Annotated in this window: 18 protein-coding genes and 1 pseudogene; 13 read left to right on the top strand and 6 right to left on the bottom strand. The window is 64.0% G+C overall.

What is annotated here, in order from left to right; genetic code table 11:
• Window positions 1-26: 26 nt before the first annotated feature.
• Both NKI38_RS17195 and NKI38_RS17190 read left to right on the top strand, forming a co-directional pair.
• Window positions 27-815: an SDR family NAD(P)-dependent oxidoreductase gene (locus tag NKI38_RS17195; RefSeq protein WP_352659429.1), complete on the top strand. Its 789-nt coding sequence runs from the start codon at window positions 27-29 to the stop codon at window positions 813-815.
• 58 nt (window positions 816-873) lie between these two features.
• Complete coding sequence (locus tag NKI38_RS17190) at window positions 874-1968, top strand: alkene reductase (RefSeq protein WP_352659428.1); 1095 nt, start codon at window positions 874-876, stop codon at window positions 1966-1968.
• A gap of 175 nt (window positions 1969-2143) precedes the next feature.
• On the opposite strand, the gene NKI38_RS17185 is transcribed toward NKI38_RS17190, so the two are convergent.
• Entirely contained in the window at window positions 2144-3043 is a 900-nt protein-coding gene (locus NKI38_RS17185) for a LysR family transcriptional regulator (protein WP_352659427.1), read from the bottom strand.
• A gap of 103 nt (window positions 3044-3146) precedes the next feature.
• On the opposite strand from NKI38_RS17185, the gene NKI38_RS17180 reads away from it, so the two are divergent.
• Window positions 3147-4604, top strand: coding sequence for an LVIVD repeat-containing protein (locus NKI38_RS17180; protein ID WP_352659426.1), 1458 nt, complete (start codon window positions 3147-3149; stop codon window positions 4602-4604).
• 221 nt (window positions 4605-4825) lie between these two features.
• Here NKI38_RS17180 and efp read toward each other — a convergent pair whose 3' ends face one another.
• Complete coding sequence (gene efp, locus NKI38_RS17175) at window positions 4826-5395, bottom strand: elongation factor P (RefSeq protein WP_352633299.1); 570 nt, start codon at window positions 5393-5395, stop codon at window positions 4826-4828.
• A gap of 114 nt (window positions 5396-5509) precedes the next feature.
• On the opposite strand from efp, the gene epmA reads away from it, so the two are divergent.
• Window positions 5510-6556 (top strand): EF-P lysine aminoacylase EpmA, encoded by a 1047-nt coding sequence (gene epmA / locus NKI38_RS17170; RefSeq protein WP_352659425.1) that lies wholly within the window; start codon window positions 5510-5512, stop codon window positions 6554-6556.
• Window positions 6557-6583: 27 nt separating this feature from the next.
• On the opposite strand, the gene NKI38_RS17165 is transcribed toward epmA, so the two are convergent.
• On the bottom strand, window positions 6584-7000 hold the full coding sequence (locus NKI38_RS17165; protein WP_352659424.1) for a VOC family protein: 417 nt from the start codon (window positions 6998-7000) through the stop codon (window positions 6584-6586).
• A 166-nt stretch (window positions 7001-7166) separates the two neighbouring features.
• Here NKI38_RS17165 and NKI38_RS17160 point away from each other — a divergent pair, with 166 nt between their 5' ends.
• The 6 genes from NKI38_RS17160 (at window position 7167) to lpxK (ending at window position 12785) form a co-directional block, all read left to right on the top strand.
• Window positions 7167-8510 (top strand): TldD/PmbA family protein, encoded by a 1344-nt coding sequence (locus NKI38_RS17160; RefSeq protein WP_352659423.1) that lies wholly within the window; start codon window positions 7167-7169, stop codon window positions 8508-8510.
• Window positions 8497-9300 (top strand): 3'(2'),5'-bisphosphate nucleotidase CysQ, encoded by an 804-nt coding sequence (locus NKI38_RS17155; RefSeq protein WP_352659422.1) that lies wholly within the window; start codon window positions 8497-8499, stop codon window positions 9298-9300. Before NKI38_RS17160 ends, NKI38_RS17155 begins: the two co-directional genes overlap by 14 nt.
• A gap of 102 nt (window positions 9301-9402) precedes the next feature.
• Window positions 9403-9648, top strand: a complete 246-nt coding sequence (locus tag NKI38_RS17150; RefSeq protein WP_056593794.1) for a DUF4170 domain-containing protein — start codon at window positions 9403-9405, stop codon at window positions 9646-9648.
• A 5-nt stretch (window positions 9649-9653) separates the two neighbouring features.
• Window positions 9654-10445, top strand: coding sequence for a lysophospholipid acyltransferase family protein (locus tag NKI38_RS17145; protein ID WP_352659421.1), 792 nt, complete (start codon window positions 9654-9656; stop codon window positions 10443-10445).
• Entirely contained in the window at window positions 10442-11758 is a 1317-nt protein-coding gene (gene waaA, locus NKI38_RS17140; protein WP_352659420.1) for a lipid IV(A) 3-deoxy-D-manno-octulosonic acid transferase, read from the top strand. The genes NKI38_RS17145 and waaA overlap by 4 nt, the downstream gene beginning before the upstream one ends.
• A 1-nt stretch (window position 11759) precedes the next feature.
• The gene (gene lpxK / locus NKI38_RS17135; RefSeq protein ID WP_352659419.1) at window positions 11760-12785 is read left to right on the top strand and encodes a tetraacyldisaccharide 4'-kinase; all 1026 of its coding nucleotides are present in this window, start codon (window positions 11760-11762) and stop codon (window positions 12783-12785) included.
• Window positions 12786-12836: 51 nt separating this feature from the next.
• Here lpxK and NKI38_RS17130 read toward each other — a convergent pair whose 3' ends face one another.
• A complete protein-coding gene (locus NKI38_RS17130; RefSeq protein ID WP_352659418.1) occupies window positions 12837-13076 on the bottom strand; it encodes a DUF2093 domain-containing protein in 240 nt (79 codons plus the stop codon).
• A 334-nt stretch (window positions 13077-13410) separates the two neighbouring features.
• On the opposite strand from NKI38_RS17130, the gene NKI38_RS17125 reads away from it, so the two are divergent.
• On the top strand, window positions 13411-13785 hold the full coding sequence (locus tag NKI38_RS17125) for a hypothetical protein (RefSeq protein ID WP_352659417.1): 375 nt from the start codon (window positions 13411-13413) through the stop codon (window positions 13783-13785).
• On the opposite strand, the gene NKI38_RS17120 is transcribed toward NKI38_RS17125, so the two are convergent.
• Entirely contained in the window at window positions 13782-14708 is a 927-nt protein-coding gene (locus NKI38_RS17120) for a LysR family transcriptional regulator (protein ID WP_352659416.1), read from the bottom strand. The genes NKI38_RS17125 and NKI38_RS17120 overlap by 4 nt on opposite strands.
• 91 nt (window positions 14709-14799) lie before the next feature.
• On the opposite strand from NKI38_RS17120, the gene NKI38_RS17115 reads away from it, so the two are divergent.
• Together NKI38_RS17115 and NKI38_RS17110 are read left to right on the top strand one after the other, a co-directional pair.
• Complete coding sequence (locus NKI38_RS17115; RefSeq protein WP_352633312.1) at window positions 14800-15693, top strand: DMT family transporter; 894 nt, start codon at window positions 14800-14802, stop codon at window positions 15691-15693.
• A 44-nt stretch (window positions 15694-15737) separates the two neighbouring features.
• A pseudogene (locus tag NKI38_RS17110) lies at window positions 15738-16045 on the top strand (IS1 family transposase); the annotation flags it as partial.
• Here NKI38_RS17110 and NKI38_RS17105 read toward each other — a convergent pair.
• Complete coding sequence (locus NKI38_RS17105) at window positions 16042-16380, bottom strand: c-type cytochrome (RefSeq protein WP_352659415.1); 339 nt, start codon at window positions 16378-16380, stop codon at window positions 16042-16044. The pseudogene NKI38_RS17110 and the gene NKI38_RS17105 overlap by 4 nt on opposite strands.
• Window positions 16381-16613 lie beyond the last annotated feature (233 nt).

The following is a 16613-nucleotide window of genomic DNA, read 5'->3' as shown; positions in this document are numbered from 1 at the left end:
GTTCCATCAGAGAAAAGAGCAATGCCATGACCGTCATGCCGTCAGTCCTCATCACCGGCGCATCCACCGGCATCGGAGCTTCCTATGCCGAGCGTTTCGCGCGCCGCGGACACGACCTCGTGCTGGTTGCCCGTGATGTGGCACGAATGGAGGCTCTGTCGGCGCGCCTGGTTGAGGAGACCGGCGTGGCGATCGACATCATCCAGGCTGATCTTACCCAACCTGCCGAGCTTGCAACGGTGGAGACGCGGCTGCGCGACGACGCCCGCATCGGAATCCTCGTCAACAACGCCGGAACGGCCATCGGCGGAAGCTTCGTCGAACAGAGCACCGATGACGTGGCGCGGCTCGTTGCGCTCAACACGACCGCACTGCTGCGGCTTGCCAGCGCCATCGCCCCGCGACTTGCGAAGGCGGGTGCAGGGGCGATCATCAACATCGGTTCCGTGGTCGGGCTGGCGCCGGAGTTCGGCATGACGGTCTACGGCGCAACCAAAGCCTTCGTGCTGTTTCTGTCGCAGGGGCTCAGCCTCGAGCTTGAGCCGAAGGGCGTCTACGTCCAGGCCGTGCTTCCCGCCACGACGCGAACCGAGATCTGGGGCCACGTCGGCGCCGACGTCAACACGCTCTCCAACGTCATGGAGGTGGACGATCTGGTTGACGCGGCGCTGGTCGGCTTCGACCGCCGCGAACCGGTGACCATCCCGCCACTCCCCGATGCCGGTCAGTGGGACGCGCTTCAGGCCGCGCGCCAGGCCATGCTTCCGAACTATCGGAACGAACATCCCGCCGAGCGGTACCGCAAGGTCGCCTGAGCACCAACGAATCCATTTGATAGCGACCTCGTCGCGGCGGGGACAAACAAGGTGACCTATGACCAACAAAGCACTTTTTGAGCCTTATTCTCTCGGCTCGCTGACGCTCTCCAATCGTATCGTCATGGCGCCCCTCACGCGCAATCGCGCTGGCCAGGGCTTCGTTCCGGGCGATCTTGCCGCCGAGTATTACGGCCAGCGGGCCTCCGCCGGCCTGCTGATCTCCGAGGCCACGCAGATTTCGCAGCAGGGACAAGGTTACCAGGACACGCCTGGCATCTACTCCCAGGCTCAGATCGACGGCTGGCGCAAGGTCACGACAGCCGTGCACGCCAAGGGCGGGCGTATCTTCCTGCAGCTCTGGCACGTCGGCCGCGTCTCGCACGTTGATCTGCAGGAGAACGGCGCCGCGCCCGTCGCGCCCTCGGCAATCCGGGCCGCGACCAAGACGTTCGTGAACAACGGTTTTGTCGAGGTTTCGGAGCCCCGCGCGCTGGCGCTCGACGAGCTTGCGGGGATCGTCAACGATTTCCGGCAAGCAGCCGCGAACGCCATTGAGGCCGGCTTCGATGGCGTCGAGATTCATGGCGCCAACGGCTATCTGCTGGACCAGTTCGCCAAGGACGGTGCCAATGTCCGCACAGATGCTTATGGCGGATCGGTCGAGAACCGCGCCCGGCTGATGCTGGAGGTTGCGACTGCGGTGGTCGAGGAGATCGGCTCAGAGCGCACCGGCATCCGGATTTCGCCGGTCTCGCCCGCCAACGGCGTCTCGAGCAGCGCCCCCCAGGCGCAGTTCGACTATATCGTCGATCAACTCGACGCTTTGGGCATCGTCTATATCCATGTCGTCGAGGGCGCCACGGGCGGATCGCGCGATGTCGCGCCGTTCGACTTCGGATCACTCCGCCGGCGCTTCAACAGTACCTATGTCGCCAATAACGGCTATGACCTCGAACTCGCGGCGTCGCGGCTCGCCGAGGGCAAGGCGGACCTCTTCGCCTTCGGGCGCCCGTTCATCGCCAATCCCGACCTTGTGGAACGGCTGAAGACGCGCACGCCGCTGACGGAGTTCAACTCGGCGACGCTCTATGGCGGCGGTTCCGCTGGCTATACCGACTATCCCGCCATCGCAGCCGCAAGCCGCCCCTGACCCTTCGAGGCCCGTGCAGCAGCAGTCTGATCCTCGTGCGTTAACGCGCTTATCCGCACCGGCAACGGCTGGCAGGTATCGCGGATGACCCTTCACTTGGCCGAGGAAAGCGGCGATCGCACCCTCGTCGAAGAGGCTGCAGCCAAGGTCGCGCGAGCCAAGTGATTGCTGAGACCTACCGCCCATGGCCATTGGTCTGCGTCGTGCTCCGCACGACGTCGAGGAATGCCTTCAGAACCGGTGAGGGCTGTTCGCGCCGATAGATGATGGAGGTGTCGATAGCCAGGTTTCGGCCCCGAATTGGGCGATAGACCACGCCGGATCGCCGCAGGTTCTGAAGACAGGCCGGCAACAGTGAGACACCAAGCCCGACAGACACAAGGCCGATGATCGTCTGCTTGGGTGTTGCTTCCCGCACGATCCTTGGGCTGAAGCCCGACGACCGGCACAGCCCGACGATCTCGTCATAAAGGGATGGATTGATGCCGCGCGGAAATTGAATCAGTGCCTCTGGTGCCAAGTCCGCCAGCGCCACCTCGGCTTCCGAGGCCAGCCGATGCGTTTCCGGCAAGGCTACGATCAAAGGTTCGACCAAGATACTTTCGACCTGCAGAGCGTTGTGAACAATGGGAGGATGAACAAAGCCGATATCGAGTTGGCGTTCGGCCACGAGTTTGATCTGACTGGGAATGCGCAGATCCGTCAGGCTCAGTTCTACCTCTGGATAAGCTTCAACAAAGCGCTGAACAATTGCGGGCACGACACTGTAGATCGCCGCATCGATGAACCCGACGGACAGATGGCCGGTTTCACCGCGATCGGCTTTGCGGGCAAGCTCCACCGCTTGCCCCGTCTGATGAAGCACTGCCCGCGCTTCGTCTAGAAACACACGGCCGGCAGCAGTCAGTTCGACTTTGCGCTTGGTGCGATCGAGTAGGCGCACGCCGATGGCCTGCTCCAGCTGCTGGATCTGCTTTGTCAGAGGGGGTTGGGAGATGTGCAGGCGTATTGCGGCGCGCCCGAAATGCAGTTCCTCCGCTACAGCCACGAAGGACTGCATGAGCTTGTGGTCCATTCCTAGTTTCCCAAATCGAATTACTGCGGCTCCAATCGATATTGGACTGAAAATATTGGAGCCTGCAAAGTCTGAAAAGCCGCAAAAACAAGGAGGCAGGATTTTGAAGAATTCCGAGATTTCACGCCGCCAGATGCTCAAGGTACCGCTTGCCGGGGCGGCGATCGCCGCGGCTTCTCAATCCGGACTTGTCTGCGAGGCACTTGCACAGCCGGTTCCAGCTTCGTCGCCGGCGCCGCCCGGCGCCTTCGCCCATAATGTCGAAGCGGTTGGCTATACCGATCTCGATCATCGCCCGGCCTTCAAGATGGCGATCAGACAGGTAGGCGAGCGATGGTATCTTTATACGGGGCACTTCTGGCACTCCGGATGGAGCATCATCGACGTGACCGATCCTGCAAAGCCGGAGGTCGTCAAATTCGTGCCTTATCCCGGCACGAACACTTGGACCCTGCAGATCGATTTGTCCGGCGACACGATGGTGACCGCACTCGAAAAGCCGTTCGCGAATTTCGGCGGAGATCCCGATGCGCCGTTCGGCGAAGGGGTTCTGATCTGGGACATCGCCGATCCCGTCAATCCGAAACAACTTAGCCACTACCGCACCGGCGGAAACGGCACACACCGCAATCTCTATCCGGGCGGGCGCTACGTTCACCTTGCCGCCGGCATGCCGGGATACAAAGGCAACATCTACGTCATTCTCGACATATCGGACCGCTCCAATCCGCGCGAAGCCGGACGTTGGTGGGTGCCGGGCCAGCATGAGACCGGCGGCGAGAGCTTCGCGGCTGCCGAACCCGCCGCCGATCAGGAGACCTCCGATCGCTACCAATTGCAACTGAAGCCGCAATGCATGTGCGGCGCCTTCTGCGCCAGCACGGGCGCGGATGTCTCGCTGCACGGCCCGCCCTATGTCACCGGCGATCTCGTCTATTTGCCTTATGGAGCGGCCGGCATAATTGTGCTCGACATCAGCGACGTCTCCCGGCCGAGGCAGGTCGGCGGCCTAAGCTTCAGCCCTCCCTTCCACTCGCGTTTTGGCGTGCATGGCGTGCTGCCGATTCCCGAGCGCGGCATTGCCTTCGCCAATTCGGAGAACGTCACCTATGGACGTGGTCCGATGCATCACGCGTCGATCGTCGACATTTCAGATCCGAGCGAGCCCTTTCTACTGTCGCTGTTGCCTGAACCCGTGCCGCCCGAAGGCGCTCCCTATTCGGATTTCACAACGCGTGGCGGCTGGCGCGGGCCGCACAACATCAACCACCATCAGCACCATCCCGATGTCCAGAAACAGGGCGACCTGTTCTATATCGCGCACTTCAATGCTGGGCTCAGGATCTACGACGTTTCGAACACGCGGCTTCCGCGTGAGGTCGGCTATTTCATCCCGCCGGAACCCACCCGCCGCTACGGGCCAATGCCTGAGGACAAGCTGGTCCTGCAGACCGAGGATGTCGTCGTGGATCGTCGCGGCTTCATGTATATCAGCGACAAGAATCAGGGGCTCTGGATACTCCGCTACACGGGGCCGAAACCCGATGGTGTCGGACCGTGAAGGTGCTTTCCGGCTCCACGGCACCGAGGTTTTTGGCAAACGCGGACCCACGATGACTTGAAACTCAGGCTGCCGCTTTCTGATGTCGAAAGCCGTCTGTCAGCTCTCGGGCCAACGGCGGTCATTCGATCCCCTGCCCCTAAGGTGTCGCTCATGGCGCGAAACGATCGCTGAGGAATAACCGCCTTCGCCCGCTATCCGTGGAGCTAAAAGCCGCGCCCTCAGTCCTTCGCCCGCTCCACATAAGCCCCATCCGCCGTCATCACCACCACGCGGGTGCCTGGCGCAATGTGCGGCGGCACCAGCGTGCGCACGCCGTTGGACAGCACGGCCGGCTTGTAGGACGACGAGGCCGTCTGTCCCTTGGTCGTCGGCTCGGTTTCCACCACTTCGAAAGTGGCGCGCTGCGGCAGCACCAGGGAAATGGCAATGCCGTTGAACTGCGACACCTGCACGGCCATGCCTTCCAGCAGGTAAGGCGCCATGTCGCCGACCACGGCTTCCGACACCGCCACCTGGTCGTAGGTTTCCGGGTTCATGAAATGAAACCCTTCGCCGTCGCGATAGAGGAAGGTGTGCTCGCGCTCTTCCACATAGGCACGCTCAACCTGTTCGGTGGTGCGGTAGCGCTCCGAGACCTTCACTCCGTCGCCGATGCGGCGCATGTCGAGCTGCGTCACCGGCGTGCCCTTGCCTGGGTGGATGTTTTCGGCAAAGAGGATCACATAAAGCTTGCCGTCCTTTTCGACGACATTGCCTTTGCGGAGCGAACTGGCGATGACTTTCACCACGGTTTTAAATCCTGCGAGAGTTGATTGGCGTTTGCCGGTCTGTGCGGCGCTGGATGGGGGCCTACCGCATCTTGGCCGCCGCCGCCAGCCCCCTTCCACCATGATCTGGGCCCCATGACCGAAGCTTCGCCCTGGTGGACACCGCATGTCCATGCCGACCGCCGCCCGCGGCTGATGCTGCGCAACGCCATCGCCGCCAGCCTGCGCGACTGGTTCGCCGCCCATGATTTCGTCGAGGTGGAAACGGCGGCCCTGCAGGTCTCGCCCGGCAACGAGGCGCATCTGGCGGCTTTCGCCACGGAAGCGATAGGACCGGACGGCGCGCGGTCGCCGCTCTATCTCCACACCTCGCCGGAATTCGCCTGCAAGAAGCTGCTCGCCGCCGGTGAAGTCAGGATTTTCAGCTTCGGTCCGGTCTACCGCAACCGCGAGCGCGGCGCCTTGCACCATCCCGAATTCACCATGCTCGAATGGTATCGGGTGGGCGAGGCCTATGAGAGCCTGATGCAGGATTGCGCGGCCTTTCTGGCGCTCGCCGCGACAAGGGCAGGGGCGACGCGCTTTTCCTTCCGCGGCCGAGATTGTGATCCGTTCGCCGAGCCGGAGCGGCTGACGGTGGCGGATGCCTTCTCTCGCCATGCCGGCATCGACCTGCTGGCCACGGTCGCCGCCGATGGCAACACCGACCGCGACGCGCTGTACGTCGCCTTGAGCCGGGCCGGCCTGCGCACCGCGCCCGACGACAGCTGGGCCGACCTGTTCAGCCGGGTGATGGTGGAAAAGATCGAACCGTTCCTCGGGCAGGGGCGGGCGACCATCCTGTGCGAATATCCGGTGGCCGAGGCGGCGCTGGCGCGGCCGAGCCCGCGCGACCCGCGCGTCGCCGAGCGCTTCGAGCTCTATTGCTGCGGCGTCGAACTCGCCAACGGCTTTGGCGAACTGACCGACGCCGAGGAGCAGCGCCGGCGCTTTGTCATCGAGATGGACGAGAAACAGCGCATCTATGGCGAGCGCTATCCGCTGGACGAGGATTTCCTCGCCGCCCTGGCCATCATGCCGCCGGCCAGCGGCATCGCGCTCGGCTTCGACCGGCTGGCGATGCTGGCGACCGGCGCGCAGAAGATCGAAGATGTGATCTGGACGCCGGTCACGGCGCCCTGAATCGCTCTTCGGCCGGTCCTGACCTGTTCAATGCGCGAAAATCTGCTCCAGCGAGCGAAAGCCCTTGAATTCCAAGGCATTGCCCGAGGGGTCGCGGATGAACAGTGTCGCCTGTTCGCCGGGCTCGCCCTTGAAGCGGACCATCGGCCGTTCCAGCCAGTCGATGTCGTCGCGCGCCTCCAGCCGCGTCGCCAGGCGCTGCCAGTCGTCCATCAGCAGCACGGCGCCGAAATGCGGGATGGGCACGGTGATGCCGTCGACCTTGCCGTCGCTGGGGGCTTGTGCTGCCTGCGGCCGCAGATGCGCCGACATCTGGTGGCCGAACAGATCGAAGTCCACCCAGGTCGCCGACGAACGGCCGATCGCGCAGCCCAGCACCTCGCCATAGAAAACGCGGGTTTCATCGAGATCACGGACAGGAAAGGCGAGATGGAAAGGCGTCATCGAAATGCTCCGAGCAGGCTGCGGACTGATTTTGCGTCGCAGGGTTCGCGATTTGAACCGTCAACCCTGCATTTTGATTGAAGGCTATGCCATTGCACAAGCCGGACCGGAACAATAGATGGGTGGGCAACGACCGGACGCCGGCCGCACCAGCAGGATTTCAGGTATGACCGATATATCAGACGCAGCAAAGTTGACCGACCGCGTCGCGGCTCTGGTCGAGGCTGCCAAAAAGGCCGGCGCCGATGCCGCCGACGCGGTGGCCGTGCGCGGCCGCTCGACCGGGGTGTCGGTGCGTCTCGGCAAGGTCGAGGGTACAGAGGCCTCCGAGAGCGAGGATGTCGCGCTACGCGTTTTCGTCGGTGGTCGGGTGGCGAGTGTTTCGGCGACAGCGGCCTCGGATCCGAAGGTGCTGGCCGAGCGCGCCGTTGCGATGGCGAAAGTGTCGCCGCAGGATCCCTATCAGGGGCTGGCCGACCCGGCATTGCTCGCCAACCAGACGCGCGATCTCGACCTATTCGACGCTACCGAAGTGTCGGCCGACCAGTTGAAAGAGGCCGCACTTGCAGCCGAAGCGGCGGCCCTTGCCGTCAAGGGCGTCACCAATTCGGCTGGCGCCAGCGCCAGTGCCGGCCTGGGCGGTCTGGTTCTGGCCACCTCGCACGGCTTCCTCGGCCACTATGTCGGCTCGCGTTTCTCGCGCTCGGCCAGCGTCATCGCCGGCGAGGGCACGGGCATGGAGCGCGACTATGAATTCTCCTCGCGCCAGCATTTTGCCGATCTGGATACACCCGAATACATCGGCCGCAAGGCCGGCGAACGCGCGGTGCGCCGCATCGGCGCGCGCAAGGCGGCGACCGGACCGGTCGACGTGGTGTTCGATCCGCGCGTCGCGCGCGGCATCGCCGGCCATCTTGCCGGCGCCATCAATGGTGCCTCGGTCGCGCGCAAGACCTCGTTCCTGCGCGACATGATGGGCAAGCAGGTGGCCGCGTCCGCCATCACCGTCACCGACGAGCCGCTCAGGCGGCGTGGCCAGGCCTCGCGTCCGTTCGACGGCGAAGGCGTCGAGGGCGAAAAGCTGTTAATGGTCGAAAAGGGCGTGCTCAACCACTGGTTCCTGTCGACATCGGCGGCGCGCGAGCTTGGGCTCGTCACCAACGGACGCGGGGCGCGCAGCGGCTCTTCCGTCTCGCCATCCTCCACCAATCTCGCCATCGAGCCTGGCGAGCGCTCGCCGGAAGAGCTGATCAAATCGCTCAAGACCGGCTTCTACGTCACCGAAGTGTTCGGCCAGGGCGTCGACATGGTCACCGGCGAATACAGCCGTGGCGCCTCGGGCTTCTGGATCGAGAATGGTGAACTGGCCTATCCGGTCGCCGAGGTCACAATCGCCTCGAACCTGAAGACCATGTTCCTCAACATGGTGCCGGCCGATGACCTCGACCGCAATTTCGGCACTGCGGCCCCGACGCTCCTGATCGAAGGCATGACCCTTGCCGGAGCATGATCTGACCACTGCCGGCGCCACCGAAGATTTGCCGCTGCTGCGTGATGCCGCCCGCGAGGCTGGGATCATCGCCATGCGCTACTTCGGCAACAGCCCGCAAGTCTGGATGAAGGGCGGCACTTCGCCGGTCAGCGAGGCCGATCACGCCGCCGACGCCTATCTGCGCGAAACGCTGCTGGCGGCACGGCCGGATTATGGCTGGCTGTCGGAAGAAACAGTCGACGATCCGGTTCGGCTTTCGGCACGCCGCACCTTCGTCGTCGACCCGATCGACGGCACGCGCGGTTTCCTGGAAGGCCAGCGCACCTGGTGCGTCAGCGTTGCCGTCGTCGAGCATGGCCGCACGCTGGCCGGCGTGCTGGAATGCCCGGCGATGGAGGAGACCTATTGGGCGCTGCCCGGCCAGGGCGCCTTCCGCAACGGCAAGCGCATTGCGGTGCGCAAGCTGGCGGATACGGCCGAGATTTCCGGGCTGAAGCAGTTGACCGACCTGATGCCGGCCGAATGGCAGGCGCGGCTGAAGCGGGCGCCCTATAGCCCTTCGCTCGCCTATCGGCTGGCCATGATCGCCAATGGCGCGTTGGATGCCACTTTCGTCAAGCCGAATGCGCATGACTGGGACATTGCGGCGGCCGATCTCATCTTGCGCGAGGCCGGCGGCCAGTTGCTCGACCAGCATGGCCGCGCCCCGCTCTATGCCGGCGAGGTGACCCGCCACGGCGCGCTTGCCGCCGGCAGCGGTGAACTGCTGGCCGTGCTCGCCGACGTCATCGCCGGGCTGGATGCGTGAAAGCGCTTTCCTAAACGAGATGAATTCATCAGGCTCTAAGGTTCCAAAGTCGGCGGCTTTGGTCTAGACCTGTCACAAACTCACGATATGTGAAGGACCGACATGGCCGCGGAAGACGGAAAGAAACAGCTTTTGCATCTGGTGTTCGGTGGCGAGCTGAAGAAGCTTGGCGGCACCGATTTCCGCGATCTCGACGGGCTCGACATCGTTGGCATCTATCCGGACTATCAATCCGCGCACACGGCGTGGAAAGCCAAGGCGCAAGCCAGCGTGGACAATGCCCACATGCGTTATTTCGTCGTTCATCTGCACCGGCTGCTTGACCCTGACAACAAGGCTGCCGGTTGACTTCGATGGAGCATGACCTGGCGAAAGGGCCAGAAAGCGATGCCGCGCCCACGGGCAGGGGACGCAGCCGCACGACCAAGGCCTTCTGGCGCAAGATTCGCCAACCGCTGGCGGAGTCGCGATTCGTCAAGAACGCCATCGCCAGCCTGTTCGCCCAGTTCGTCCGGTTCGTCCGCCTCACCAACCGTGTCGTCGAGGGATCGGCGCGGTTTTCGGGCGATGCCTATACCGAGTTCGAGCCCGGTATCATCGTTCTGTGGCACGGCCAGCATCTGCTGACGCCGGCCTATTACCCCAAGCGCAAGCCGTTGGTCGCCATGGTCTCGCGCAGCGCCGATGCAGAACTCAACGCGCTGATGCTGGAGAAATTCGGTATCGAGGCGGTGCGCGGTTCGGGCGGGCGAGAAAATGCCAGGCATCTCGACAAGGGCGGGGCAAAAGCGCTTATCGCCCTGAAAAAGTCGCTCGCTGTCGGCAAGAACGTCGCCATGATCGCAGACATTCCGCACGGTACGCCGCGAGACGCAGGGCTTGGCATCGTTCTCCTGGCGCGCCTCTCGGGTCGGCCGCTACTGCCCGTCGCCATCACCACCAGCCGCCGCAAGGTGCTGGACAAGAGCTGGGACAAGACCACCATCAACTTGCCGTTCGGCCGATCGTCGATCGTCATCGGGTCGCCGATCTTCGTGGCGGCCGGCGCCGATGACGCCGAAATGGAGCGCAAGCGCCAGGAAGTGACGGTTGCGCTCAATGCCGCGACCGCCGAGGCCTACCGTCTCGTGGATGCCGCGCGATGAGCGGTCGCTGGGCGCGAGCCATGCTGTCGGCATACCGTTTCGCGGGGGCGGCCGCCTATCCGCTGGTTGGGCCCTATGTCGCCTGGCGCACCTCGCGCGGCAAGGAAGATCGCTACCGCCGGCGCGAGCGCTATGGCGTCGCGGGCCGCCCGCGGCCCGAGGGTCCGGTGATCTGGATCCATGCCGCGAGCGTCGGTGAGACCATAGCCGTCGTGCCGCTGGTCGAAAGCATTCTCGACTACGGCGTCAACATCGTGCTGACGACCGGCACGGTCACCTCGGCGCAAGTCGCCGACGAGCGGCTCGGTGGCCGCATCATCCATCAGTATGTGCCGCTCGACCTCAAGCCGGCGGTCAGCCGGTTCCTCGATCACTGGCAGCCGGATCTGGCGATCATCGCCGAATCCGAGATCTGGCCGATGACCATCCTCGAGCTTGGCGCGCGCCGCGTGCCGCAGGTGCTGGTCAATGGCAGGCTGTCCGACCGTTCGTTCAGGTCGTGGAAGAAACGGGCCAACATCGCCGAGGCGTTGTTCGAGAACCTGGCTCATGTGGTGGCGCAGTCGGATGTCGATGGCGAACGGTTTCTAGCGCTCGGCGCGCGGCCGGTCACCGTGTCGGGCAACCTCAAGGTCGATACCTCGCCGCCGCCGGTCGACGAACGGGTGCTGGCGACGCTGCGGCGGCAGATCGGCGCGCGCCCGACCTGGGCGGCGATCTCGACCCATGACGGCGAGGAGGTGGTCGCGGCGGAAGTCCACGCGACGCTGCACAAGCGTCACCCTGGTCTTCTGACGATCGTCGTTCCACGCCATCCCGATCGCGCCGAGGCGCTGGCGGCGCAGATTTCCGGCATGGGCCTGAAAGTCGCCCGGCGCAGCAAAGGCGACAGGATCACTGCCGACACCGACATATTGCTTGGCGATACGATCGGCGAGATGGGGCTCTATCTCAGGCTGACCGAAATCGCCTTCGTCGGCCGCTCGCTGACCTCCGAGGGTGGCCAGAACCCGCTGGAGCCGGCCATGCTCGACACGGCGGTTCTCGCCGGCCGCAACGTGCAGAATTTTCGCGAGGCCTACCAGCGTCTGCTCGACAGCGGCGGCGCCAAGCTGGTGCGCGATCGCGACATGCTGGCCGGCGCCGTCAATTTCCTCCTGACCAACGAAGTGGCGCGCCACGAGATGATGGCGGCGGGCGTGGCGACCGTCGACGAGATGCGCGGTGCGCTGGCCCGTACGCTGAAATCGCTTGAGCCCTACATCCAGCCGCTGGTCGTCAAGTCGCGCCTGAAGGGCGCGAACGGGCGCTAGCGTGGCTTCCGAAGCACCACCATTCTGGTGGGAAGAGCCGGACTGGCGGGTCCTGGCACTGTCGCCGCTATCGGCCATCTATGCGCTCGCCGCCGGCCGCGGCATGCGGCGGGCCAAGCGCGAGAAGATCGAGGCACCGGTTCTGTGCATCGGCAATTTCACTGTTGGCGGTACTGGCAAGACGCCGGTGGCCATCGCGCTCGCCGAACAGGCCAAACGCATGCATCTCAAGCCGGGCTTCCTGTCGCGCGGCCATGGCGGCTCCTTTGCCGAGCCGCATGTCGTCGATATCAGTCATGACAGCGCCAGGCATGTCGGCGACGAGCCGCTGCTGCTCGCCGAACATGCGCCGGTGGCGGTGACGCCGAACCGCGCCGCCGGCGCCCGGCTGCTGCTGGAAAAGCATGCCTGCGATTTCCTGATCATGGACGATGGTTTTCAGAGCGCGCGCATCCACATCGACTACGCGCTGGTCGTCGTCGATGCGCGCTACGGGATCGGCAACGGCCGCGTCATTCCGGGCGGTCCGCTCAGGGCCAAGGTCGTCGACCAATTGGTCTTCACCAGCGGGCTGTTGAAGATGGGCGAGGGCATCGCCGCCGACGCCGTCGTCCGCCAGGCGGCACGCGCCGGCCGGGCGATCTTCGAAGCCCATACCGAGCCAAGCGGTAGGGCAGGGCTTGCCGGCAAGCGATTCCTCGCCTTCGCCGGTATCGGCCATCCCGAGAAATTCTTCGACACGGTGCGCGAGGCCGGCGGCGAGTTGGTGTTGACGCGGCCGTTTCCGGACCATCATTTCTATGCCGAGGACGAGCTTGCCGAACTGGCGGCAACGGCCCGTGCCGAAGGGCTCGGCCTCATCACCACCGCCAAGGACGCCGCCCGGATGCGCCATGGCGCCTCACAGGACTTTCTCGACCGGCTCGATGTGCTGGAGATCGACACGGTTTTCGAGCTGGATCACGTGCCCGAACGCATCATCGACGAAACGCTCGATGCCTGGCGTCAGCGAAAGCTGAAGGGCTAGCGCAATTCCAGGAAAAGTGTGAAACGGTTTTCCGTCCGGAATTGCGCTAAATCAAGAGGTGGAGCGCTTACGCAACTCCGGATGCACCTCGATTTCGCGGCGCAGGGATGCAGTTGCGCTGACATAGGGCTCTTGCCTGGCGACGCTCCAGTATTTCAGCTCATCGAGCGGAATGCTTTCGCCTGTCACCGCGCAGCGCACGAATGCGCCGGGGCTGGTAACCTGGAAGTCGCCATCGAGATAGCGGATGCGGGCTTCCTTGCCGCCGGGGCCTTCGAAACGGTTCATCATGCAGGGACGCTGAGGTTCATGGGGATTTCATCGCCATAAATTCCCGGCGAGGTCAAGCATGTGACAAGCCTGAGACAATGCTGAACCCCTATTGTTGGGGAGAAAAACGCTGTTGCCGGGGCACAATGGACATTTCCTCTGCTCGTCTTGCCGCCTTGCTCAGGGAAGCGATGACGCCGCAGGCCGTGCCGTCGGCAAAGGCCGATCCAGTAAAAGCCGCTCTCGTGAAGGCGCTGGTGGCGCCGCCGCCACCATCCGGCGCGCCCGTGCGTCCGGCAGCGACACCGACACTGCCTGTGCTCTTATTACCGGCGACCGCGAGAGCCCAGCAGACATGGTGCAGGCCTATCTGGCGCTCGCGGAACCGGACGGTGAAACAGCCGGTGATGCAGCGCCGGCACCGACTGCGGCGAGGAGACCGGCCGACGGCGACACCACGCAACGTGGCCTGACACCGCCCCTGGCAAGGGTCGATGAGGGAGCCGCCGCAAGGCCTGCCGCACTGCCATGGCTTGCGCTTCTCTCACCTGAGGTTCCGGCCCTGCGCCGCGCGACCGACGCCAATGCGGTTGCGGGACGAGGGCAGGCGGCTTCCCGGTCGAGCAACGTGCGGCCCGGAAGCAGGCAGATGAGCGTGGGGCTGACATCGTTGGCTGCCGGGCTGTTGGCAGCGGCGATCGTCGGGTTCGTTCTCCTGGTGCTGCGCTAACCCTCGGCGTCGATGAAGGCTTCCATCTTTTCCGGCGCCAGGCCTGCCTGCACAGCGATACGGCGCGCCAGTTCCGCCGCGGCGGCACGTGGCCGCCCCATCGGTCGGTCGAGCCAGTAGGACACCGGATTGAGCGCGGTACGCTCGTCGACGGGAGTGATGCGGCCCGACTCCAACTGATGCCCGGTCAGCGGCGGGCGCGCCAGCGCGATGCCGAGCCCATAGGCGGCGGCGTCGAGCACCAGATTGTAATCCTCGAAGCGGCGGTCCTGCGGGCGCGGGCGGTAGTCCATGCCTTGTGCGGCAAACCAGGCGCGCCAGGCCGACGCGTCGGAATCGTTGATCAGCGGATATTTGAGCAGCCGGGCAGGGTCGCCGCGCCCGATCTCGCGGGCAAGCTCGGGTGACGCGACGGGGAAGACATGTTCCTCGAAAAGCTGCACCGAAATGCGGCCCGGAATGCCGCCGCGGCCGCAGCGGATCGAGAGATCGATACCCTCATCGGCAAGGTCGGCCTGGCGGATGTCGACGTCAAGTACGATGCGCAGCTTGGAAGGATCGTTCTCCAGCGCTGCCATGCGCGGCATCAGCCACAACCCGCTGACCGAGGGGATCGAGGTCAGCCTCACCACGGCGGTGCCGCGCGGCTCGACCCAGCGGTCGGAATGGCTCGATATGAGCGCGAAGGCTTCGGCCGTGCGCAGATGCAACCGGTTGCCTTCGATGGTCAGCGAGACGCCGCGCGCGCCGCGATCGAACACTTTCAATCCCAGCCAGTCTTCGAGCTTGGCGATCTGCCGGCTAACGGCGCCGTGGGTGATGTTGAGCTTTTCTGCCGCCGCCGAAAAGCTGCCCGTTCGCGCCGCGGCGTCGAAGGCGCGCAGCGTTTCGAGCGGTACCATTGTGTACGAGCTGTGATCCATAGTCACAGGTGATCCTCGATTTGGTCGTTTGTCAACCGGCCCGAAAAGGCGTTTTCTGCCTTTCGGGACCGAAGAATACGAGGGCAGTGAGATGAGCGCAATGACCAGTACGTTGAATCCGACACAGCGGATGGACACCACGGCAGCCATCGCGGTGGCACTGACGGTGGTCGGCTGGGCATCGGCCTTTCCGGCGATCCGTGCCGGTCTTGCCGCCTTCGGACCGCTGGAACTCGGTGCGTTGCGCTTTGCCATCGCCGCCGTGCCGGCGGCGATCTTCCTCGCCGTCAAGCGCCCGGCGCTGCCCAGGCTCGACGAAGTGTGGCGCCTGGTCTTTGGCGGCGCCATCTTCGTCGCGCTCTACACGGTAATGCTCAATTTCGGCGAACTGACCGTCTCGGCCGGTGCCGCCGGCTTCATTATCAATGTCAGCCCGATCTTCACCGCCATCATGGCAATGGCGTTGCTTGGCGAGCGTTTTTCGGGCATGGCCTGGGCCGGCACGGTGATCTCCTTCGCTGGCATTGGCGTCATCGCCATGGCCGACGGGCATGGCCTGCATTTTAACACCGGTGCCCTGCTGGTGCTTGGCTCGGCCTTGTGCTCGGCCGTCAACACCATCGTCCAGAAGCCGCTGTTTGCCCGCCATCATCCGTTGACCATTTCGGCCTCCAATATGGTGCTTGGCGCACTTTGCCTGGCACCCTTCCTGCCGAGCGGCTTTGCGCAGGCAGCGGTTGCCAACACCGCCGGTCTCGGCGCTGTGATCTTTCTCGGCATCGTGCCCAGCCTCATCGCCTATGCCGCATGGGCAACCGCTCTGTCGCGTCTGCCGGCCGCACGTGCGTCGAACTTCCTCTATCTGGTTTCGCCCATGTCTGCCCTGATCGGCTTCTTCTGGCTGGGCGAAGTGCCGACGCTGCTTGGCATCCTCGGCGGCGCGCTGGCGCTCGGCGGCGTCATCGTTGTGAATTTGAAGCGTTAAAGCAAAAGATTGGAGCTGTTTCCGGACTCAAATCCCGAGCCGAAGGCAATCCCGATCCGGTGCATGTCAGCACGTCGCATATCGAGCGCGCCAACCTCACCATGCGCATGGCAAACCGCCGCTTCACGCGCCTTACCAATGCGTTCTCAAAGAAGTTCGAAAACCATATCCACATGGTCGCGATCTACACCGTCTGGTACAACTTCATCAAAATGCACAAGACGTTGAAAATGACGCCGGCAATGGCCGCTGGCGTGTCTCAGACGCTTGGTCGATGGACGATCTTTGCGAGAAGATGGATGCCGTTGCGCCGAAGCCGGGCAAGCGCGGACCGTACAAAAAGGTGGCTTAAGGCGGCGGAGCTTCGACGGTAATCTTGATCGCGGCATAGTAAGCCGCAACATTGGCGATGTCTTCATCGCTCAGGTGGTTGACGACCAACGACATCATATAACTCTTGCGCTCTCCGGCCTTGTAAGCCATCAGCGAGTGGACGAGATAGTCGTACTTCTGCCCGGCGAGATTGGGCGCTTCGCCACCGCCGGCCAGAGCTCTGCCGAGGCCTTCCTTGCCGTGGCACGATTGGCATTTCACCGTGACTGCCCGGCCGGCGGTGATGTCGCCTGCTGCCTGCGCAAATGAGGAGGTGAGCACGAGGGCAGCCATGCCAAGGATCAAACTACGCACACTATCCTCCGTGAAATGCTCCGTAAGATCTGACGACCCTACACCCGGCGAGACGGCGTAGCGAATCTTCCAAGGTCGAAGATCGGAAATTCAAACTGAGACACTACCCGTGCCCGCTGTGATGCAGACATGCGCCAGGCGGGCGGCTATGGTGGGCCGCTTTTGTGGAACACAGCGGGGTCGGGATGGGAAGATGGTCCATATCCGTAATTTCTTGTGTGCTTCTGCTGAGC

Origin of the sequence: Mesorhizobium sp. M0621 (assembly GCF_040320745.1) — a bacterium.
Taxonomy (GTDB): domain Bacteria; phylum Pseudomonadota; class Alphaproteobacteria; order Rhizobiales; family Rhizobiaceae; genus Mesorhizobium.
This window is presented reverse-complemented; position numbering and strand designations above follow the sequence as displayed.